Origin of the sequence: Asinibacterium sp. OR53 (assembly GCF_000515315.1) — a bacterium.
Taxonomy (GTDB): Bacteria; Bacteroidota; Bacteroidia; order Chitinophagales; family Chitinophagaceae; genus Sediminibacterium.
Window position 1 is genome coordinate 2,763,788 of the sequence record NZ_KI911562.1, and the last position, 20,688, is coordinate 2,784,475.

General features: G+C 46.0%; 22 protein-coding genes. 13 read left to right on the forward strand and 9 right to left on the reverse strand.

Going from position 1 to position 20,688, the window contains the following annotated elements:
- Positions 1–46: 46 nt before the first annotated feature.
- Entirely contained in the window at positions 47–1,453 is a 1,407-nt protein-coding gene (gene dacB, locus SEDOR53_RS0112345; RefSeq protein ID WP_157576799.1) for a D-alanyl-D-alanine carboxypeptidase/D-alanyl-D-alanine-endopeptidase, read from the forward strand.
- 275 nt (positions 1,454–1,728) lie between these two features.
- Here the strand turns inward: dacB and cas5 are convergent, their stop codons facing one another.
- Entirely contained in the window at positions 1,729–1,818 is a 90-nt protein-coding gene (gene cas5 / locus SEDOR53_RS19500) for a CRISPR-associated protein Cas5 (protein WP_369751319.1), read from the reverse strand.
- Positions 1,819–1,835: 17 nt separating this feature from the next.
- On the opposite strand from cas5, the gene SEDOR53_RS19505 reads away from it, so the two are divergent.
- Positions 1,836–2,252, forward strand: a complete 417-nt coding sequence (locus tag SEDOR53_RS19505) for a hypothetical protein (RefSeq protein WP_157576803.1) — start codon at positions 1,836–1,838, stop codon at positions 2,250–2,252.
- Here SEDOR53_RS19505 and SEDOR53_RS0112355 read toward each other — a convergent pair.
- Positions 2,222–2,650: a thioesterase family protein gene (locus SEDOR53_RS0112355; RefSeq protein ID WP_026770003.1), complete on the reverse strand. Its 429-nt coding sequence runs from the start codon at positions 2,648–2,650 to the stop codon at positions 2,222–2,224. The genes SEDOR53_RS19505 and SEDOR53_RS0112355 overlap by 31 nt on opposite strands.
- A 132-nt stretch (positions 2,651–2,782) precedes the next feature.
- On the opposite strand from SEDOR53_RS0112355, the gene SEDOR53_RS0112360 reads away from it, so the two are divergent.
- Genes SEDOR53_RS0112360 through SEDOR53_RS0112375 form a run of 4 tightly spaced genes read left to right on the forward strand, consistent with a single transcriptional unit; the run spans position 2,783 to position 9,175 of the window.
- Positions 2,783–5,827, forward strand: coding sequence for a tetratricopeptide repeat protein (locus SEDOR53_RS0112360; protein ID WP_026770004.1), 3,045 nt, complete (start codon positions 2,783–2,785; stop codon positions 5,825–5,827).
- A 45-nt stretch (positions 5,828–5,872) separates the two neighbouring features.
- A complete protein-coding gene (locus SEDOR53_RS0112365) occupies positions 5,873–7,648 on the forward strand; it encodes a hypothetical protein (protein WP_157576805.1) in 1,776 nt (591 codons plus the stop codon).
- Between the two features lie 9 nt (positions 7,649–7,657).
- The gene (locus SEDOR53_RS0112370; RefSeq protein ID WP_026770006.1) at positions 7,658–8,218 is read left to right on the forward strand and encodes a hypothetical protein; all 561 of its coding nucleotides are present in this window, start codon (positions 7,658–7,660) and stop codon (positions 8,216–8,218) included.
- 42 nt (positions 8,219–8,260) lie between these two features.
- A complete protein-coding gene (locus tag SEDOR53_RS0112375; protein ID WP_026770007.1) occupies positions 8,261–9,175 on the forward strand; it encodes a class I SAM-dependent methyltransferase in 915 nt (304 codons plus the stop codon).
- Here SEDOR53_RS0112375 and SEDOR53_RS0112380 read toward each other — a convergent pair.
- Both SEDOR53_RS0112380 and ychF read right to left on the reverse strand, forming a co-directional pair.
- Positions 9,172–9,978: a glutaminyl-peptide cyclotransferase gene (locus SEDOR53_RS0112380; protein ID WP_051416625.1), complete on the reverse strand. Its 807-nt coding sequence runs from the start codon at positions 9,976–9,978 to the stop codon at positions 9,172–9,174. The two genes, SEDOR53_RS0112375 and SEDOR53_RS0112380, sit on opposite strands and share 4 nt — an antisense overlap.
- A gap of 9 nt (positions 9,979–9,987) precedes the next feature.
- Entirely contained in the window at positions 9,988–11,091 is a 1,104-nt protein-coding gene (ychF, locus tag SEDOR53_RS0112385; RefSeq protein ID WP_026770009.1) for a redox-regulated ATPase YchF, read from the reverse strand.
- A gap of 66 nt (positions 11,092–11,157) precedes the next feature.
- Between ychF and SEDOR53_RS0112390 the strand changes: the two genes are divergently transcribed.
- From SEDOR53_RS0112390 to SEDOR53_RS0112405, 4 genes are all read left to right on the forward strand, one after another.
- Entirely contained in the window at positions 11,158–12,417 is a 1,260-nt protein-coding gene (locus tag SEDOR53_RS0112390) for a nucleoside recognition domain-containing protein (RefSeq protein WP_026770010.1), read from the forward strand.
- Between the two features lie 50 nt (positions 12,418–12,467).
- Positions 12,468–12,653 carry a hypothetical protein gene (locus SEDOR53_RS17895; protein WP_037361213.1) on the forward strand — a complete coding sequence of 62 codons (186 nt, stop codon included), beginning with the start codon at positions 12,468–12,470 and terminating at the stop codon, positions 12,651–12,653.
- Between the two features lie 110 nt (positions 12,654–12,763).
- Positions 12,764–12,949 (forward strand): hypothetical protein, encoded by a 186-nt coding sequence (locus SEDOR53_RS0112400; RefSeq protein WP_026770011.1) that lies wholly within the window; start codon positions 12,764–12,766, stop codon positions 12,947–12,949.
- A 2-nt stretch (positions 12,950–12,951) separates the two neighbouring features.
- Positions 12,952–13,605, forward strand: a complete 654-nt coding sequence (locus tag SEDOR53_RS0112405) for a hypothetical protein (protein WP_026770012.1) — start codon at positions 12,952–12,954, stop codon at positions 13,603–13,605.
- Between the two features lie 22 nt (positions 13,606–13,627).
- Here SEDOR53_RS0112405 and SEDOR53_RS18605 read toward each other — a convergent pair whose 3' ends face one another.
- The 4 genes from SEDOR53_RS18605 to SEDOR53_RS0112425 form a co-directional block, all read right to left on the reverse strand.
- Positions 13,628–14,935: a hypothetical protein gene (locus tag SEDOR53_RS18605; RefSeq protein ID WP_026770013.1), complete on the reverse strand. Its 1,308-nt coding sequence runs from the start codon at positions 14,933–14,935 to the stop codon at positions 13,628–13,630.
- Between the two features lie 46 nt (positions 14,936–14,981).
- A complete protein-coding gene (locus tag SEDOR53_RS0112415; protein ID WP_026770014.1) occupies positions 14,982–15,671 on the reverse strand; it encodes a Sir2 family NAD-dependent protein deacetylase in 690 nt (229 codons plus the stop codon).
- Positions 15,668–16,492, reverse strand: a complete 825-nt coding sequence (locus SEDOR53_RS0112420) for a bifunctional 2-polyprenyl-6-hydroxyphenol methylase/3-demethylubiquinol 3-O-methyltransferase UbiG (RefSeq protein WP_232214773.1) — start codon at positions 16,490–16,492, stop codon at positions 15,668–15,670. The genes SEDOR53_RS0112415 and SEDOR53_RS0112420 overlap by 4 nt, the downstream gene beginning before the upstream one ends.
- A 120-nt stretch (positions 16,493–16,612) precedes the next feature.
- The gene (locus tag SEDOR53_RS0112425; RefSeq protein WP_026770016.1) at positions 16,613–17,029 is read right to left on the reverse strand and encodes a nucleoside-diphosphate kinase; all 417 of its coding nucleotides are present in this window, start codon (positions 17,027–17,029) and stop codon (positions 16,613–16,615) included.
- 134 nt (positions 17,030–17,163) lie between these two features.
- Between SEDOR53_RS0112425 and SEDOR53_RS0112430 the strand changes: the two genes are divergently transcribed.
- Both SEDOR53_RS0112430 and SEDOR53_RS0112435 read left to right on the forward strand, forming a co-directional pair.
- Positions 17,164–18,171: a bifunctional oligoribonuclease/PAP phosphatase NrnA gene (locus SEDOR53_RS0112430; protein WP_026770017.1), complete on the forward strand. Its 1,008-nt coding sequence runs from the start codon at positions 17,164–17,166 to the stop codon at positions 18,169–18,171.
- Between the two features lie 5 nt (positions 18,172–18,176).
- Complete coding sequence (locus SEDOR53_RS0112435) at positions 18,177–19,118, forward strand: FKBP-type peptidyl-prolyl cis-trans isomerase (protein ID WP_037361216.1); 942 nt, start codon at positions 18,177–18,179, stop codon at positions 19,116–19,118.
- 93 nt (positions 19,119–19,211) lie between these two features.
- Here the strand turns inward: SEDOR53_RS0112435 and folP are convergent, their stop codons facing one another.
- Complete coding sequence (gene folP, locus SEDOR53_RS0112440; RefSeq protein WP_026770019.1) at positions 19,212–20,066, reverse strand: dihydropteroate synthase; 855 nt, start codon at positions 20,064–20,066, stop codon at positions 19,212–19,214.
- A gap of 66 nt (positions 20,067–20,132) precedes the next feature.
- Here folP and SEDOR53_RS0112445 point away from each other — a divergent pair, with 66 nt between their 5' ends.
- On the forward strand, positions 20,133–20,678 hold the full coding sequence (locus tag SEDOR53_RS0112445) for a DUF1599 domain-containing protein (RefSeq protein ID WP_157576807.1): 546 nt from the start codon (positions 20,133–20,135) through the stop codon (positions 20,676–20,678).
- Positions 20,679–20,688: the final 10 nt, after the last annotated feature.

A 20,688-nucleotide genomic window follows, 5' to 3' on the forward strand; every position in this document is an offset into this window, starting at 1 on the left:
GCCCTGCTGAAATTTGGCACAAGGTAACAGGATAATCAATTGGATCATGAGAGATGTAATGAAAAAGCTTTTAGCAGGAACGGTCTGTTCATTATGTATGATGGCCTTGCACGCTCAATCTGTTAAAACAAAACTGGAAACTGCAACCACTGCTTTGCTGGCCGACCCGCAAATGAAACACGCCATAATGGGTATGAAAGTGGTGAATAGTGAGACGGGCGAATTAGTGTTTGAACTGAATCCGGAGACCGGGCTTGCTCCTGCCAGCTGCCAGAAGACCATTACCAGTGCTACTGCGATGGAATTACTGGGCCCCGGTTTCCAATATAAAACTGAAATCGGCTACGATGGCTACCTGAGTAACAACAAGTTGAAAGGGAATATTCACATTACCGGTTATGGCGATCCCACCATGGGAAGCTGGCGTTATAAGAATACCCGGGATTCTGCCATCATGCGGCAGCTGACGCAAACTTTGCAGGCGAGGAGCATCCGCCAGTTGAAAGGCGCTTTGATCGGGCATACGCAGAAATGGGAAACCAGTACGGTGCCGGGTGGATGGCCCTGGGATGATATCGGCAATTACTATGGCGCTGGTACATCGGCATTGAATTGGCATGAAAACCAATTTGATATTATATTGAATTCTGGGTCACAAATTGGTGATTCTGTATATATTGTAAAATCAGACCCCGAATTGTATCATGTACAGCTCGTCAGTGAGCTCACGGCTGCGGATAAAAGTTCAGGGGATAATTCCATTGTATACACTTCCCCTTTGAGTAACCGCGGATACCTGCGCGGAACGATCCCGGCGGGTGAGCAGGCTTTCGTAGTGGCAGCCTCCATGCCCGATCCGCCTATGCAATTATTGTCGGCTTTCGCGCAAGGACTTGCTAAGGCTGGTATGAAACCCACTTCATTCAATTATACTACGGAAGGGGTTGATACCGCCAACTACCAATCACTTTACACCTATCTGTCGCCCACGCTCGACAGCATCAACTATTGGTTTATGAAAAAGAGCATCAACTTTTATGGCGAAACATTGCTCAAAACCATCGCTTACGAAAAAACAGGGTTCGGCTCCACGGAAAAAGGATTGGAGATCGTTAAGCAGTTTTGGAAAGAACGGGGTATCGACCCAACAGCCCTGCGTATGATCGATGGAAGTGGTCTTTCTCCCCAAAATCATATTACCGTAGATGCGTTGGTGAAAGTATTACAATATGCTCGTACAAGGCCTTGGTTCTCTTATTATTATGATGCATTACCTATATATAATAACATGAAGCTGAAAAGCGGAACCATTGGAGCGGTTAAAGGATTTGCCGGGTATCATAAAGCGAAAGACGGTACAACTTATACTGTAGCACTGCTGATCAATAATTACAGCGGCTCTACTAACGATATCGTTAAGAAAATGTTTGTTGTATTAGACGAATTAAAATAAAATTTGAATCAGGATGTATTGGAAAAGACGGGTGGTGTTTTTGTATTGTTTGTTGAATGGACTACTGAGCCAGGCGCAGGACAATTATGAAATACAGGTATATGGGTCGGAAACGGTGAAGCATCGCACTACCATGGTTGAGCTGCACAGCAATTATATTTTCGGCGGCACCAAACTGGTGGAGAACGGTGTGCTCCCCACGCACCATATCTTGCATGAAACCATTGAAATTACCCATGGGTTTACGCCCTGGTTAGAAGTGGGGTTTTACCTGTTCAATGCCATCGGTTCAGATAACAGAACCAGTTATGTAGGCAGCCATATACGGCCGAGGGTAAGGGTACCGGATAGCTGGGGTTGGCCATTGGGGGCCAGCCTTTCAATGGAGGTAGGTTATCAGAAACCGGAATACAGTGAAGACGACTGGAGCTGGGAGATCAGGCCCATCGTAGACAAGAAAATAGGGAAGACTTATCTCTCTTTCAATCCCACTTTCGAAAAGTCGCTCCATGGCCTCAACAGCAATAAGGGATTTATTTTCTCACCCAATTTCAAAGCCAGTTATGACCTGTTAAAAGTAGCCGCGGTGGGAATGGAATATTATGGTTCTTTGGGTAACCTGTTTCGTTTCGATCCCTATTCGCAGCAGCAACACCAGTTATTCGCTGTTACCGATCTGAATATATCGCCCGACTGGGAATTTAATATCGGGTATGGATGGGGGCTGACCAGCGCTTCCGACCAGCCCATCATCAAGCTTATTGTCGGTTACAGGATCAAACCATCTTCGGGAAAATAAACCGCCAGCTTTGACTGGAGTTCGTGGGGTATCACGGTGCGTTTACCTGTTTCAATATTGATGAAATACAGCGTTACCTCACCGGTGGTGAGTAGTTTGTTTTTTTCGTTATATACTTCGTTAAAAAAAGTGATGGAATGCCCCTGGGGTAATTCTTTCAGTATGGTCTTGATGGTAATGAGATCGTCGTAATGGGCCGGCCGCAGGTAGCGCGCTTTCAATTCCACCACGGGCATACGAACACCCATTGCTTCCATTTCTTTGTATGTAAAACCCAGATCGCGAATGCTTTCTGTACGGCCTACTTCGAAGTACTGGGCGTAATTGCCATAATATACAATGTCCATCTGATCGGTCTCTGCATAACGTACCCTTACCTGGCTGATGTGTTCGTACATAGGGTTATCCTGATTTGTTGACAAACTTACGGGAACTATCTGTTTTTCCACAAATCATGGAATGATGTTTGCTAAAGCAAAGCTCGTGCTACCTTTAAAACAGGTTTCAGCTTAAAGCACACCCCATTTGCTATGAATAAACTTCTCAAGATTGGTTTACTTGTCGTTGGCTGCAGTGTAGGACCATGGGTTCATGCACAAACCACGCAGGTTTTACAAGATCCGGATGCCGAATTCAAATCGGCCAAGGAATTGTACCAAAAGGAACAATTCAGCCTGGCTTATCCCGTGTTCAAAAAAATATACAGCAACGGCATCGGTAAAACCAACCTGCCTATGTCGGTACAGTTGGAAGCCAAATATTATTATATCATCTGCGGATTACAACTGAACGATGAAACAGCCGAACCCATGGCTGTGGCTTTCTCAGAATTGGAACACGATGTACCGCATGTGCAGATGATGAACTATCATCTTGCCGAATATTATTACCGTACCAAAAACCTGGGTAAAGCACAGGAATATTACCAGCAAGCTAATATAGCCAACCTGAGCAACAGTGAAATTGCCAACATGAAATTTCACCAGGGGTATGCCTATTTCAGCATGCAGCAGTTCGATAAGGCCAAACCCTTGTTCAATGCTATCCGCCAGTTGCCGAAAGATCCTAATTATGTTGATGCCAACTATTATTATGGCTTCATCGTTTTTAGTGAGAAGAATTATTCGCAGGCGCTGGAATGTTTTCGCATAGCACAGCAATCGCCTGCATACCAGAACATCGTTCCCTTTTATATTGCCGAGATCTATTATTTCAACGGAGAAAGAGACAAGGCCCTGGAATATGGAGAGCAAATGTTGTCGAAGCCCGGCCAATATTATGACCTGCAATTGAGGCAATTGGTTGGACATATCCTCTTTGAAAAGAAACAGTATGCGCGTGCACTGCCTTACCTGGAGCAGTATGTATCTAAAAAAGACAAAGTAAGGCGCGAGGATCTTTATGAATTATCCTATTGTTATTATGAAGCCGGTAACTGGCCAAAATCCATCGATGGATTCAAACAGTTGGGAGGAGGAGAGGACTCACTGGCGCAGAACAGCATGTACCTGCTGGGCGATGCTTACCTGAAGACAAACGACAAACCGAATGCGCGTAATGCTTTCCTTTTCTGCGCTTCCAATAACAGCAATGCGGTGCAGAAAGAAGTATCGCAGTTCAACTATGCGAAACTGTCTTACGACCTGGGTTATATGGATGTAGCGTTGAAAGGTTTCCGGTCTTTCCTCACGGATCACCCTCAATCAAAATTTTCCCAGGAAGCCAAAGAATTGTTGGTAAGCACATTGGCCAATACCAGCAATTATAAAGATGCGTTGAGCCTGTATGAAAGTCTTACGGGACAAAGTGAAAATACGGTGAAGCTGTACCCGCGTTTGTTGTATGGCCGTTCGGTAGAACTGATCAATGACCAGCAGATCACCAAGGCAGATGAATTGCTTACGCGGATCATACAGTCGCCCTATAACAACCAGCAACTTCCCTATACCTATTTCTGGAAAGGAGAGATCGCTTACCGCAAAGGCGATCCGGGCGCTGCGATCGGTTACCTGAGCAATTACCTGCGCAATCCCCTGGTTAACGGAGAAGTGAATCCCACCAATGCGCGTTACAGCCTGGCCTACAGTGAACTGAAAACAGAGAATTACGAAGCGGCCCGCGGGCATTTTGAGCAGGTGGCAGGAAGCTATGTTTCCAGTGCATCCTCTGCCATTGAGCAGGATGCTTATTTGCGAGCGGCCGATTGTTATTTCATGACCCGTAATTACAAACAGGCTTTGCGTATGTACGAACAGGTGCTCAGTCAGCGTTTGCCGGGTGCGGATTATGCACTGCTGCAAAAAGCAGTCATAGCAGGCGCTTCGAGCAAGAACACAGAGAAAGTAGGTTTGCTGCAATCGCTGGAACGCCAGTTCCCCGGTTCTGCTTACACAGCCGAGGCCAATATGGAGATTGCCAATACCTATATGGCCGATGAAAATTTCCAGGCTGCACTGGCGCCGTTGAAACTGGTGCTGGATAACAACAAAGCCACATCTCTGCATCCGCAGGCTTATTTGAAAATGGGTATTGCGTATTTCAACCTGGATAAGAACGCCGAATCGTTGGAGCAGTTCAAGAAATTGGTAGCTTATTATCCCAATACACAGGAAAGCAGTGATGCAGTGGAATATATCCGGAATATTTTTGTAGCCAATCAAAAACCAGGCGATTTTGTGGCTTTCATGCGTCAACAGGGGAAACCGGTAACTTACAACGAAGAAGATTCACTCACTTTCCGTTCTGCCATGATGCGGTATGAAGCAAAGGATGTGGCAGGAGCCAAAGCAGGGTTTGCCGATTACCTCTCTAAATTCCCCGATGGCCGTTACAATATAGAAGTCAATTATTTCACCGCAGAATTGTACATCGCTGCTAAAGACTACAACAAAGCGCTTCCTTATTATACAGCAGTTGCTGCCAAAGGACAGAGCCAGTATGCCGAAAGAAGCCTGTTGCAGGCGGCACGCATTTATTATTTCGATTTGAAAGATTATGCTGCTGCAGAAAAATATTTCACCCAACTGAAAGAGCTGGCCAGGCAACAGGAAAACAAACTGGAAGCCATGCGTGGCCTCCTGCGTTGCCAGTTCAAAGCACAGAAATGGAAAGAAGCGGCGCCCAACGCGCAGGAGTTGTTGCAGGAAAAAGGCATTGCTACAGACGACAGGATGATGGCCAATATGGTGGTTGCGAAAAATCACCAATTGAACAATGAGCCCGATCTGGCGCTGGCTGCATACAAACAAGTAGTGGCTGCCGGTAAATCTGAATGGAGCGCTGAAGCGCAATACCGTTCTGCAGAAATACTGTTCGCAGAGAACAAATTACCCGAGGCGGAAAAAGGAGCTTTTGAAGTGATCAAGAAACTGGGTTCTTATGAATACTGGGTTACCAAAAGCTACATACTGCTGGGTGATATCTATACCAAAGAAAAAGACTGGTTCAATGCCGAAGCCACTTTTAAGAGTATCGTTGAGAATGCTACGATCACCGAGTTGAAAACAGAAGCACAGCAAAAACTGATACAGGTGCAGCAGGAGAAGAATAAAGTCAATAAAGTAGAACAACCCTAAAGTATTACATACATGCATTATTGTAAGAAAATATGTTGCTTTCTTTTGCTTGTATCGTTGACAACGGCAACGGTACAGGCCCAGCATAAAAAGAAGGGTAAGAAAAAAGTCCAGACAACGGCGCATAAAAAAGCGTCCGCGAAAGCAAAAAAGTCACACACGGCTGCTACGCCTGCGAGGAAAAAGACGGCCGTTTTCAGTGCGGCCGAATCCAGTACTCCGGTAAAACTGAATCGCGAAGGATTGGGAGATACGACCTCGCCGCGGGTAGTAACAGTGACATCTGCATTCAAGCCTTCATTGAAGAATGCAGCCAAAGTGAATTTTACCGCTGCTTCCCCGGTGATAGACTCATCACGTGTACCTGTGCTGTATAATATCCCTGCACAGAACCTTCTGTTCTCTTACCAGCCCGTACCCATCAAACCGCTGGCGCTGCCGCAGGATAGTGGCTTGGCATGGGTGAATGATCATTACATAAAAGCAGGTATCGGCAATTATACTACGGGATTGGCCGAAGGCGCTTTCTCTTTTGGAGATGGCAAAAAATCCATCACCAACCTGCGCGCCAATTATTTGACCACCAAGGGTAACCTGCCTGCGCAGCAATATTCGAAATTCGGTATGAATGTGATCTCTATTTTGAATACCAATCATAATAACGAATGGACCACCAAAGCCTTTTATGAAAACACCACGCGCTATTTTTACGGTTACGAGCCGGCTTCGTTGAATTATAAAAAAGACAGCTTGCTGAACCGCTTCAATACAGCAGGAATAGAAGTGGGATTGCAGAACAAGGCCCGCAACGATTTTAATATTACTTACCATCCGCAGGTGCAGTTGCGCTATTTTGCCGATAACCGTGATAATAAAGAATACGCGTTGCTGGCCAAAGCAAACATCAATAAGGGTTTTGCAAAGATCTATGCGTTTGACCTGGGACTCACGGCTGATATTTCCAAAGCCACTTTCTTCCCTTCCACGCCGAACCAGCGTACATTGAAGAACAACCTTTATTATGTAAGTCCGACTTTACAATTCAACACCCCCAATTTCAAACTCTACCTGGGTATCCAACCTTCATGGGACAACCAGAACTTTTCAACCCTGCCCAATATCACGGCAGAAGCGAGGATCAAGGAGAATGCCCTGGTGGTGGAAGGAGGGTGGACGGGTTATTATAACAAGAATACTTACTATTCCCTCGCAGGATTCAACCCCTGGTTAGCAGCGCTTACAGACCTGCAGAATACCAAAGCGATAGAAACCTATGCCGGCATCAAAGGTTCGGCGGGAAATCATTTCACATACAAAGGACGCGTGTCGTTCATCAAGCTCAATAACCAACCGCTTTTTGTGAACGACCTGCTCGATGGAAAAACATTCAATGTACTGTATGAACCCAGTATGCAACTGATGAAATTGCATGGAGAAGTAGGGTATAATGTACAGGAGAAATTCTCCTTCCTGGCCGGCGCTACTTTCCAAAAATTCTCTTCCCTGGTAGTGAACCAGGAAGCATGGGGACAATTGCCCTTTGAAGTGACGGGCACCCTGAAATGGAAAGTGCTGAAAGACCTGCAGGTAAAAGCAGATGCATTCCTGTGGGACGGACCTTATTACCGCAGCAAATCGATGCAGGCCATGAAGCTGGATCCCGCTGCCGACCTCAACCTGGGAATAGAATTTGCAGTGATGCCCAAGCTCAACCTGTGGTTCCAGGTGAATAATCTCCTCAACAACAAATACCAGCGATGGAACCAATACCAGGTATTGGGACTGAACGTGTTGGGAGGAGTTGTATATTCGTTCAGGTAAAAAAGCAAGATGGACGAACACCTGTATAAATACCTGGTATTGCATCGCCGGTTAGATATCCCGGGCCTGGGCCGCTTCCTTATTGAAAATAAGTCTGCCCGAATGGAGGAAGGCGGCAAGCTGATACAGGCGCCGGTTCCCGTGATCAGTTTTAGACAACAGGCGGTGCAGGCCGATAAACAGTTCTATGATTTTCTTGCATGGGAAATGGATACGGATGAAGTAGATGCCATTAACCGTTTCAGAGACTATACCGAAGAGCTGAAAACCAAAGCAGCCAGTGAATCAGGAGTCGAATTGAAGGAAGTGGGCCATCTTTTTATACGGGAAGACGGAACAACTGAATTCCGCGCCGTTGCCAGTCCGCATGAATTATTGCCACCGGTATCACTGCCGGATGGCATTATTTTTGAGCATACAGCATCCATGCCACATGCACTCAAAACCAACGAAACAGATACCAACGATGAATATACAGAAGCCGAACCAGCTTCAAATAATAGATGGTGGCTCTATGCCGCTATCTTGTTATTGATCGGTATAGGAATCATTCTTTTTTACTACGCATAATCTCTTTTCTTTGCATCCGGTTCGATCTATTTTCAGATGATCATGAGCGACAAAAATTTTATCAACCATACCCTTTGCCCTTTTTGTCAGAGTGCTGCAATACAACCTGTATTGGGTGTAAGAGACCATACGGTGAGCAAAGAACTCTTCGAAGTATGGCATTGCGACGGATGCGCTAACCGGTTTACGCAACTGGTGCCCGATGCTGCATCTATTGGTCCCTATTACCAGTCCGCCGCCTACATTTCCCATTCAGATACCAATAAAGGACTTATCAACCGTCTTTACCACCTGGTGCGTAATTACACGTTGCACAGCAAAAGGAAATTGATACAGCGCGTAACGGGTAAAGAAAAAGGGTTATTGTTGGATGTGGGCGCCGGCATCGGCGCTTTTACAGATGCGATGCGCGAAGCAGGCTGGGAGGTAACGGCGCTGGAGCCCGATGAAACGGCAAGGCAGCGGGCCAAAACGAAATACGGACTGGAACTCCAACCTCCGGAAACATTGTATACCCTGCCCGATGCCCGTTACGATGCGATCAGCCTCTGGCATGTGCTGGAACATGTGCACGACCTGCACGGGTACCTGCAAACATTCTCGCGCATATTGAAGCCCGGCGGCAAACTCATCATCGCCGTACCTAATTATACCAGTTACGATGCTACAGTGTACCAACAGTATTGGGCGGCTTACGATGTGCCCAGGCACCTGTATCATTTTTCTCCTGCGGGGATGGAATTACTCGGACAACAAAAGGGCTTCAGGCTGGAAACAACTTTACCAATGTGGTTCGACAGCCTGTATGTATCGATGCTCAGCGAACAATACAAGAATGGAAAATCCAACCTCCCCGGTGCACTGCGCACAGGCATTTGGTCGAATGTCAAAGCACTTTCTAACGCAAAAAAATGCAGTTCGGTGATCTATGTTTTTTCGAAAACCGGGAGTGTTTAATTGAACTTCACCTCACAGAGAATGGGCCATCTTTTACCGGTAATATAAAAGCTGTTCTTGGCGGCATCATAAGCAATGCCATTTAAAACATAACCGGAGTCTACCTGGCGGGGATCGTAAGTGGCGCCTGCTTTTTGTAATAAGTTCGACATATCGACCTTGCCATCTACATGGCCTGTTTCAGGGTTGATCTTGATGATATAGTCGGTTTCGTAAACATTGGCATAGATATTACCATTAACATATTCCAACTCATTCAGGTTGGGTACATACCCATTATTATCATTTACGCCAACAGTTCTTTCGATGTGGAAGTTTTCAGGGTTCACGAAATACAGGTTGCTATCACCGGTTGAAATAATTAGCTGTTTACCATTTGTGGTGAGTCCCCATCCTTCATAAGGCCACTCAAATTCCTGCAGTTTTTTGAAACTGGATAGGTCGTAAACATATACTTTGTGTTCTTGATAGGTAAGTTGGTATATCTTGTTGTTTAATATAGCGATGCCTTCACCAAAAACGGTATCGGGCAGTGATATCTGTTTGATGGGTTTACCCGTATTGATATCTACAGTGCGCAGCTTGCTAACGCCACGCCAGCCGGTTCCTTCGTACATGGTATTGTTCTGCCAGATCAGTCCCTGCGTATAAGAACTGGTATCATGCGGATACACTTTTACCAGGCTGTAATTGATCACTGCCGGAGGAGGAATGGCAGGAATCGATGCGTCTTCGCTTTTATTCGTATCATGACAGCCTGCTAGTAAGGCAGTAGCAATAAATGCAAGAAAGATCTTTTTCATGATTTCAATTTACACATTAAATCGGAAGTGCATAATGTCGCCATCTTTGACAAGATACTCTTTTCCTTCTATGCGCAACCTGCCGTTGTCACGTGCTGCGGCTTCGCTTCCGAATTTAACAAAATCATCATAGGCGATCACTTCAGCCTTGATGAAACCTTTTTCAAAATCAGTGTGGATCACACCGGCAGCCTGCGGCGCTTTCCATCCTTTGTGAATGGTCCAGGCCCGTACTTCCTGTACACCGGCTGTGAAATAAGTATCGAGGTTGAGCAGTTTGTACGCAGAGCGGATGAGGCGGTTCAGGGCCGGCTCGGTCATCTTGTATTCTTCCATAAACATCTGCTTATCATCCGGAGATTCCATTTCGGCGATCTGCGCTTCAATATTGTTACACATTACAATCACTTCGGCACCTTCATCTTTCACCCCGTCGATCAACAACTGGGAGAATTTATTGCCGGTATGCATGGATGCTTCGTCAACATTGGCTACATACAACACGGGTTTATCGGTGAGCAGGAAAAGATCGGCTACGGCTGTTTTTTCTTCTTTACTCAATCCCAACGAGAAAACACCTTTTCCTTTTTCCAGGTGTTCTTTACAACGGGTCAGCACTTCGAATTCGGCTTTTGCTTTGGCATCGGTACCCACGCGGGCCATTTTTTCTACGCGCTGCATTTTCTTTTCCACGCTCTCCAGGTCTTTCAGCTGTAGTTCTGTATCAATGATCTCTTTATCGCTCAAAGGGTTGATGGCACCTTCTTCGCGCAATACGTTCTCGTCTTCAAAACAGCGGATCACATGAATGATGGCATCCACTTCACGGATATTGCCCAGGAATTTATTACCCAAACCTTCGCCTTTACTGGCGCCTTTTACGAGGCCGGCAATGTCTACGATCTCCATCTGGGTAGGCACGGTACGATTGGGTATTACCAGTTCGGCCAGCTTGCTCAGGCGTTCATCGGGCACGTCTACCAATCCAACATTGGGTTCAATGGTACAGAACCTGTAATTGCTTGCCTGCGCCTTGGCGCTGTTACTCACGGCATTGAACAAAGTCGATTTTCCTACATTGGGTAGTCCCACGATTCCTGCTTGTAAAGCCATATTTCTTCAAAATTTGAGCCGCAAATATAGCCCCATTCCTTATTTTCACCTCATTAATTGCAGGCTATGGCATTAAACTATGTTTGGATATTTTTCTTCCTGATCGGACTGGCGATCGCTTTAGTGAAACTGATCGTTTTCCAGGATTATGAAATATTCAAAAAACTGGTGGAGGGAATATTCGATGCCTCCAAGTCTTCCGTGATGGAAATAGGCCTTCCGCTGGCCGGCGCCATGATGTTTTTCATGGGACTAATGAATATAGGAGAAAAAGCTGGCGCCGTTAATTTCCTGGCACGTTTGCTCAATCCTTTTATGAAGCGTTTGTTCCCCGAAGTACCAGAAAAGCACCCGGCCATGGGACAAATGGTGATGAATTTCAGCGCCAATATGCTGGGTTTGGATAATGCAGCCACTCCATTCGGACTGAAAGCCATGAACAGCCTGCAGGAACTGAATCCTGCCAAAGACACGGCCAGCAATGCACAGATCATGTTCCTGGTGCTGCACACGAGCGGGCTCACCCTCATTCCTTTGTCGATCATTGCCTATCGCGCCGGGGCGGGCAGTATCAATCCAACCAGTGTATTCGTGCCCCTGATGGTAGCTACCACTGTTGCAACGATGGCCAGCATCATCATTACCATTGCCTACCAGCGCATCCGTATGGATAAGGTATTGCTATTGTGGTTGGGTGGTATCATTGCCAGTGTATTATTATTTGCATGGTTTATAGATGGATTGCCTTCAAAAGCCGCTGCGGGCAGCCCCACGCTTTTTGCCAAAGAAACATTCACCAATGTGCTGGGTAACCTGATATTGTTTCTCATTGTGGCTTCTTTCCTTATTGGTGGCTGGGTGAAAAAGATCAATGTGTTCGAAGCATTTATTGATGGGGCCAAACAAGGCTGGGATGTGGTACTCAAAGTCATTCCATACCTGGTAGGGTTGCTGGTAGGCATTCGTGTATTCCGCGACAGTGGCGCTTTGGATGCGATCATCAACGCTATTACCTGGTGCTTTACGGCCAGCGGTATGCGGGGCGATTTTGTGCCGGCCCTGCCGGTTGCCATCATGCGACCGTTCAGTGGAGGCGGTGCCAGGGGACTGATGCTGGATATTTTCAAAACGCATGGACCGGATAGTTTCATTGGCCAACTGGCTTCCACTTTCCAGGGCAGTGCCGATACCACTTTTTACATTGTTGCGCTGTATTTCGGTAGCGTGGGCATCAAGAAGGTACGTTATGCCATCTGGGCCGGTATGCTGGCTGATCTGATAGGAGTAATTGCAGCGGTATTCATCGGGTATATCTTTTTTAAATAATAAGTTGTAACTTTATAGTAGCGAAACACTTCAAGGAAAATAGAAAGTATATGTCTATTCCTTATACACTATGGACGCTGCGTTTTTTCGGTCCTGTTATTTTAATGGTGCTGTGGATTTTCTACCAATTTTTTATCAGAAAGAAACCGTTCAAATCATTGACCAACGACGCAATTGCTGCTTTTTTCTTTGTGGTGGTATGGATAACCCTTTCTTATTTCGGCTTGCATAGCTGATGTCCGATTGAATACGTTTTTTCAATTGTTTATTCCTGATCTGATTGATTGTTCAAAAATCACGTACAAACTCCTGTTTTTTTGCAAGGCGCTTGCAGTAAATTTGTAGTATGACTGATCAAGATATTAAAAGGTTAATAGACCGGGCTAAAAAAGAGCTGGCTCTAGCTAAAAAATTTACAAAGGAACAAGCGCTTGCTTCCCTTGTTTCTGCTGGTATTCTGACGAAGAAAGGTAATTATACTAAACCATACCGAAATATCGGTAGGTATATGAGACAGCAGGTTAAAAAGTAACCATGTATAATTCGAGGCCCGGGCTGGTTATTGCTTTTCACGGATGCGAAGCCGATACTTGTGATGCGCTTTTGACCAATCCTGACTTTATTAAAAGGAGTGAAAAGCCGTATGACTGGCTGGGACATGGTATGTATTTCTGGGAGAACAATATCGATAGAGCGTTTGAATGGGCGAAGAATAAGAAAAGTAGAGGCGAAATTCGCACGCCCGCTGTCATTGGGGCAGTATTGGATTTAGGTTATTGTTTTGATCTTACAGATTCGAGGTTCATATCAATGATTAAAATGCATCATTCGAAACTATCTCAAATTTATAAGAAGTTAAGGGAAGAGCTACCACAGAATAAGGATAGTAAAACAGACCAGTATAAAGATAAAATCCTTCGAGAACTGGACTGCAAGGTGATCGAATTTATGCATGATCAAATTACCAACTGGGTCGCTGCAGACATACAATTGAAAGGGTATAGTGAATATAGAATATTCGATTCGGCAAGAGGTGTATTTACTGAAGGCGGTCCTGCATATACCGGAGCAGGCATTGCTGAAAAAACGCATATCCAGCTTTCTATCAGAAACCCTAATTGCATCAAAGGTTTTTTTCTTCCACGACAAGAAATTGATTTTCTAAAATCCTCCCTGTCCAAAAATTAAACCACATAGAATAATGAAGGCATTATTTCACTTCAATTTCTTTTACTCCCAACACTGCATATAATTTATCGCGGAAAACTATTTTATACCGGCTTTTGCGTAGGTAGAGGTAGTAATAACCGTTTGGTGCATTGATATAAGTTTGATCGGCAGGCACTACCAGGCCGGCGGTTTTATCATTGTATTCATTGGCATAATAAGCCTGTACAAAGAAGAGCGATTGAAACGCCGGAGGCACGGGCAGTTCTTTTTTCCATCCATCCATATTGGCCCATTGCGGGCGGCCGTTATGAAATTTTGTTGCCGGATGGATCACATAAACATCGTACAACTTATATCCGAAAGGGTCTAATGCTGTATCACTTTGCAAAGGAACCACAGGAGCAGCAACCGGACGCAGCTTGAGCCATGTTTCATAAAAACTGGCTTTGTCATTCGACGTACTGCCTTCACACAGCGACGTCTGGTCGATCGTCAGCGGATCGATGCCAGAGATCACGCTGAAATAAGCGGCCATGGGAATATAGTTTTCCGTAGCAATTTTCGATATATGTCCGTAACCGGCATGCACCAATATTTTAGCAGTACTGTCTTTTTTCAGGATCGCATTGATGTTAGATGCCTGTATGTATTCACGTTGGTTGGGGCCGTGTTTGTACGCCAGGGAATCTTCATAAGCCACCAGTTTGTAACCGATTTCCAGGGCTTTCCGCACCAATTCTCCACCCATTGGCTCGCAGGTATAATGACCGGTGTACATATTCAACCGGGTAAGTGGCGTGTTGCGATTCGTGTTCAGGGTTTCCATGGCCAGGTAGCGGAATCCCTCTTGGTACAGGCCTTCCAGTAAAGAGGCGGTGAAAGCCCTGTGAAGGGGCTTGTCGTGTGCTTCGTTAATCATTACAACGCGACTGGTAGCCGCCTTTTTCAGAATATACTGTCTGGCGTCAGCGTATTGAATGGACTTGATTGTTTCCGTTTGTTTACTGGTAAAACTTATAGCCGAGTCGCTCACGGGATCGTGCCCCAGTTTGCTCAATTGCAAAACGCTTGCATAGTCACCTGCAAAAGCGAGCGCCTGTGAAAGCTGGTCGTAATAAGTAGCAGCATCCGTTGCCGCAAGAATCGTTTTTTCTTTTTGGAAAGCTTTATACAACGGATAGAGGTAGTGCAGTTCTTTGTGATAATATGGATAAAGCGCCGCGCTGCTATCGGTTGGTAAATTGGTTTGCTTGCCGGTAAAAGTTTTGAGTTCCAGGTACTGTTCACTCAGTTGCGCAGTAGCGGAAAGTGCAATAAACCAGGAAACAAAAAGTAAACCAACCCTCATGCAATGAAATTTGTGCAAGATTATAACAGCCGATGTTAGCAAAATTCTAAAGATACGCCGCCAGCTTGTTTTTTAACAATTGTACTCCTTCCGATGCAGGAGCTTCGATAGGAGTTAGATTGTATAACGATGGGGAAGAAGGGATCTGTTTGTCAACAATGAATTTGGGCACGCCATAAGGCACATAATTGACAAGTCCCGCCGCGGGATATACCACCAATGAAGTGCCGATGACTGCAAAGAGTTCTGCTGTCCGCGCCACTTGTATAGCCGCTTCTATCATAGGAACAGGTTCCTCGAACCAAACGATATGAGGCCTGAGCTGCCCGCCGTCGGGCGCTTTGTCTCCCAAACGGATATCCTCACTGATGGGATACGTCATGTTTTCATCCAGCACACTGCGCATTTTGAATATCTCGCCATGTAAATGTAATACCTGCCTACTGCCCGCCCGTTCATGCAGGTCGTCGATATTCTGTGTGATGATGTGCACGTCGAAATCCTGTTCCAGCGCTGCCAGTGTTTTATGTGCAGCATTGGGCTGGGCAAGGGCTACATCCCTGCGGCGCATATTGTAAAAATCGAGTACAACCTGTGGCGACTGCTGCCATCCGCGCGGAGAAGCCACTTCGTATATATCATATCCTTCCCATAAACCATCGCTGTCGCGGAAAGTTTTCAGTCCGCTTTCTGCGCTGATGCCCGCGCCCGTCAACACCACCAATCGCTTTTTCATGCGTGAAGCGGTTTAATGAGGTAATACACACAAGTGGTGAAGTAGTTGCGGATATAAGGGATATTGCGCAAAACAGGCAGCTGCGCTTTCGCATGCCATCCGAATTTCCATTCGTAAATAGGGTTGATGAGATAATGCAAACGATGATCGATCTCGTAGCCTGTTTGCTTCGCTATGCGCTCAAACCTTTCAATAGAAATGCGTGTGTCCCTGATCTCCAGCAGATCGGCAACAGGTTCTTTATAATGTTGTAAAATCGCTTTGTAAGCCGGGAGGGGCAATAAGTGATAGTAGGGGAGTTTCGACAACCATTTATTCCTGCACAATTGCTGGTGTCCGCCAAAAGGCATTTGCCAGGGCGGGAAACCGAAGAAAATAGCGCCTTGTTCTGTGAGAAAATGTTTCATCCAGGCGATCAATCTGGGTTGATCGTGTATATGTTCAATAACATCTTTCAACACAATGAGGTCGAAACTGCCGCCCAATTCTGTTTCTACATCTACCTGGTAAATGTCTTTGGCTACAAATCTTATTCTGCCGGCAGCAATATCATCAGCCAGCCAAATAGTGCCGTTGTCGATACGGCCTTTCTCTAACTCTACGCCCACGCCTGTACATCCTTTGTTGACGAACGCTTTGAGCACGCCTCCCTCCCCACAACCGATCTCCAGTACACGCATACCGGGGCTGATGGGAAATGTTTGTTCAATAAAGGGAATGACATATTTCTCGGTATTCCATACCTGTATATCAAAATATCTTTTTCTGTCTTTATGGAATTCGAACATAATATGGTATTCAGGAAATGCAAGATATTTCAAAATTGCTCATTTATGCGTCATCCTGAGCGAGCGAAGCGAGTCGAAGGAGCTGCACGAATATGAAAAAGGCCGTCAACGATTAGATTGAACGGCCTTTGAACTATTTATTAAAACAATGATTTAGAAACGTTCCAGCTTGGAGAAAAAGAAATCACCTTCAATAACTGCATTTTCATCACTGTCGCTGCCGTGCACCGCATTTTCTCCTACAGAAGCGGCAAATTGCTTACGGATAGTGCCTTCTTCTGCCTGGGCAGGATTGGTAGCACCGATAAGTTTCCTGAAATCAGCCACTGCATTGTCTTTTTCAAGGATGGCCGCTACGATCGGACCACTGCTCATGAAATCAACCAGTTCACCGAAAAAAGGACGCTCGCGGTGAATATCATAAAAAAGACCGGCCTGTTCTGTAGTAAGGCGAGTCCATTTCATAGCTTTTATACTGAAACCAGCTTTGATGATCTGGTCGAGAATAGCCCCTGTATGCCCTTTAGCAGTAGCATCGGGTTTGATCATGGTAAATGTTCTGTTGCTCATATATACTGATAAAATTTCGGCCGCAAAGCTAAGCATTCATCCCTTTTAATAGGGTATTGCGGCCTGTTTTTTGTTAAAGTCCCCTAAATTGATTTGATAGAATAAGCCGGAAACTGCAATTTTGCCGCGACTCTATGCAAGCAATAGACCTGTTTTACCCCCGATTGAATACCCCTGCCAAAGTGGTCATTACCATGCACCAGAAACCCGATGGAGACGCTATGGGGTCTGCATTAGGACTGTACCACTTTCTCACTGCAATGGGGCATGAAGCAGTGGTGATATCACCCACGAACTGGGCTAATTTTCTCGATTGGATGCCGGGTGTGGACCGGGTCATTGATTTTGAACGCTATCGCGACAAGGCAAAAAACATGATCCAGTCAGCCGAAATTATTTTTTGCCTGGATTTTAACATCCTGCATCGCACCAAAAACATGGAGCAACCGCTCACCGAAGCCACCTGTACCAAAATATTGATCGATCATCACCAACAACCTCAGGAAGAGGCGTTTGCCTATGGCATCAGTGATACATCCAAAAGCTCTACCTGTGAAATGGTGTATGATTTCATCGTGGCATCGGGCCATGCCGCTAAATTAGACCTCAACATAGCCGAATGCCTGTATACGGGACTGATGACCGATACCGGCTCTTTCCGTTTTCCGTCAACCACTGCGGCTGTGCACCGTATGGCGGCACACCTGAAAGAATTGGGCCTCAATCATACCCATGTACATGAGATGATTTACGATAATTTCCTGGAAGGAAGGCTGCGCTTTATTGGTTATGCACTCCTGAACAGGATGGAAATATTGTACGAATACAATACGGCTTTGATGTATATTACCCGCCAGGATCTGCAGCGATTCGACATCAAAACGGGCGATACGGAGGGTTTGGTCAATTATTTGCTAACAATACAGGGTATGCGGCTCGGTGCCCTGGTCATCGATCGCGATGAAGAACGGAAATGGAGCTTCAGGAGCAAGGGGAATTTTGATGTGAACCTTTTTGCCAGGCAACATTTTGAGGGAGGCGGCCATCAGAACGCAGCCGGTGGAAGAAGCAGCGAAAGCCTGGAGGCAACCGTACAAAAATTTAAAACGATCATAAAAACTTATCAACAACAATTACAATAACAACCATGATGAGAACAACAACCACCCTGTTGCTGGCAATTGTATTGCTGGCCGGCTGTAGCCAATACCAGAAAGCGCCTTCCGGTATGAAATACAAGATCACAAAAGGAGGCAGCAAAGAAACCCTGAAACAGGGACAGTTTGTGAAATTCCATGTTGAATACAAACTTTCTCCGAAAGATACCCTACTGAATGTTTCATTTGGTCACGTTCCGGCTTATTTCGTGATCGATACAGCCCGCCTGGGTAAATACAATTTCACGGAGTTCATTACCAAAATGGCGCCGGGCGATAAAGCTGAATTTGCACTGAGCATCGATACCCTGAAAAAAATGCAGATGATCGATCCCAACAGCCCTGATTTTCATAGCGGAGATATGATCAATGGCCGCATAGAGATCATCAAAACATTCCCCAACCAGGAAGCGATGATCGCCGACCACAAGCAGGAAGTAGAGGCAGAAAAAGAAAGGGAAGTGAAAGAGTTGGCTGACTATACCACCAAACAAGGCATCAAAACCCAAAAAACAGCTTCCGGTGTACTGGTAGAAATACAGCGTGCGGGTGACGGACAAAAAGCAGATTCAGGTTACCAGGCTTCTGTGATGTACAAAGGATATTTTACCGATGCAAAACGCAAGTCTTTTGATTCCAATAACGAAGCGGCCAGTCTTCACAAAGATCCGCTCCAGGTAATCATTGGTTCACCCGGCATGATCCCCGGAATGGACGAAGGCCTGCGCCTGTTTGCCAAAGGTGGTAAAGGAAAGCTGTTTATCCCCTGTATGCTGGCTTATGGCGAGAGAGGTATGCCCCCGGCCATCAGACCCTGGGATAACCTGGTGTTCGATGTGGAAGTAACAAATGTTGCCAAACCCGCACCAGCGCCTGCTGCCGTTGCGCCTGCTCCGGCACCGAATGCCGCTGGGGTGCAGCCTAAGAAATAAAAACAATTAATCGTCATCCTGAGCGAGCGATAGCGAGTCGAAGGAGCTGCCTGATGGTTCGGGCAGATCCCTCGGCTACGCTCGGGATGACGATTAATAAACGCTCGGGCTACCGAGTGTTGTATCAGATATTTTCTCCACCAGCTCTATTGCCTGCACAGCTTCTTTTACATCATGCACCCTCAATATATTGGCGCCATTGAGCAGTCCAATAGTATTGAGAACCGTAGTGCCATTCAGGGATTCTTCGGGTGTAATACCCAGCGTGCGATAAATGGTGGACTTCCGTGATACACCCAACAACAAAGGACATTGCAGCATTTTCAAAAGCCCCAGCTCTTTCACCAGTTGAAAATTCTGCGCAGTGGTTTTGCTGAAGCCAAAACCCGGATCAATGATCACATCGGTAATGCCTGCATCGCGACAGTTCGCAATGCGTTGAATGAAATGATCGAGCAGGTACTGCATTAATAAAGGATAATCTGCTTTTTGGTGCATGGTCTGCGGTGTTCCTTCCAGGTGCATGCATACATAAGGTACTTTGAGCGCGGCTACGGCAGGTAACATAGCGGCATCGAAACTGCCACCGCTGATATCGTTCACCATGCAGGCGCCGGCTTCAATGGCACCCTGTGCCACACCGGCGTAATAAGTGTCAATAGAAATATAAGCCTGCGGAAATGCTTTGGCTATCGCTTCTATAACCGGTGCTACCCGTTGCAATTCTGCTGCCGCTCCCAACTGCTCACCGCCGGGTCTTGTACTCTGACCGCCAATGTCGAGTATGACAGCGCCTTCTTCCAGCATCAGCGCGGCTTGTTTCAAGGCACCATCAATGGTCTGTTGCCTGCTGCCGCTGTAAAATGAATCGGGTGTGCTGTTGATGATACCCATGACAACAGGTTTGTCGAGCGCCAGCAGCCTTCCCTTGCAGTTAAGTGTGAACATTCTGTCTATTGATTTATATTGCATCCGCATCAAAGATATTCAAAGCCTTTAACCTTTGTTCCGATAATGAGCCAGACCGACCAGCAATTCAACCAGGCCATCGCACAGTGCAGGGATATTTTTCTCAAGAAGACAAAAGATTATGGCACGGCCTGGCGTGTATTGCGCACCATTTCCGTGGTTGACCAGATCTTCATCAAAGCGCTGCGCATACGCAACCTGCAGGAATTGGAAACGCAGAAAGTACAGGATGATATCCCATCTGAATTCATGGGCATCGTGAACTATGCGGTCATTGGGTTGATACAACTGGAACTGAACGATGCCATGGTGGAAGAATTACCCCTGGAGCGGGTAGAAAAACTATATGCCCAGGCTGTAGATATGGCCCGCCATACCATGCAGGATAAAAACCACGATTACGGAGAAGCCTGGAGGGAGATGAGCCAGGAAAGCTTTGCCGACCTCATTCTCATGAAACTCATGCGCATCAGGCAGATACTCAACAACGATGGAAAAACACTGATCAGCGAAGGTATCGATGCCAATTATGTAGACATTGTGAACTATGCTGTTTTTGCCCTTATCCTGATAGGTGAAGGGAAGCATTAACCAAAACCAT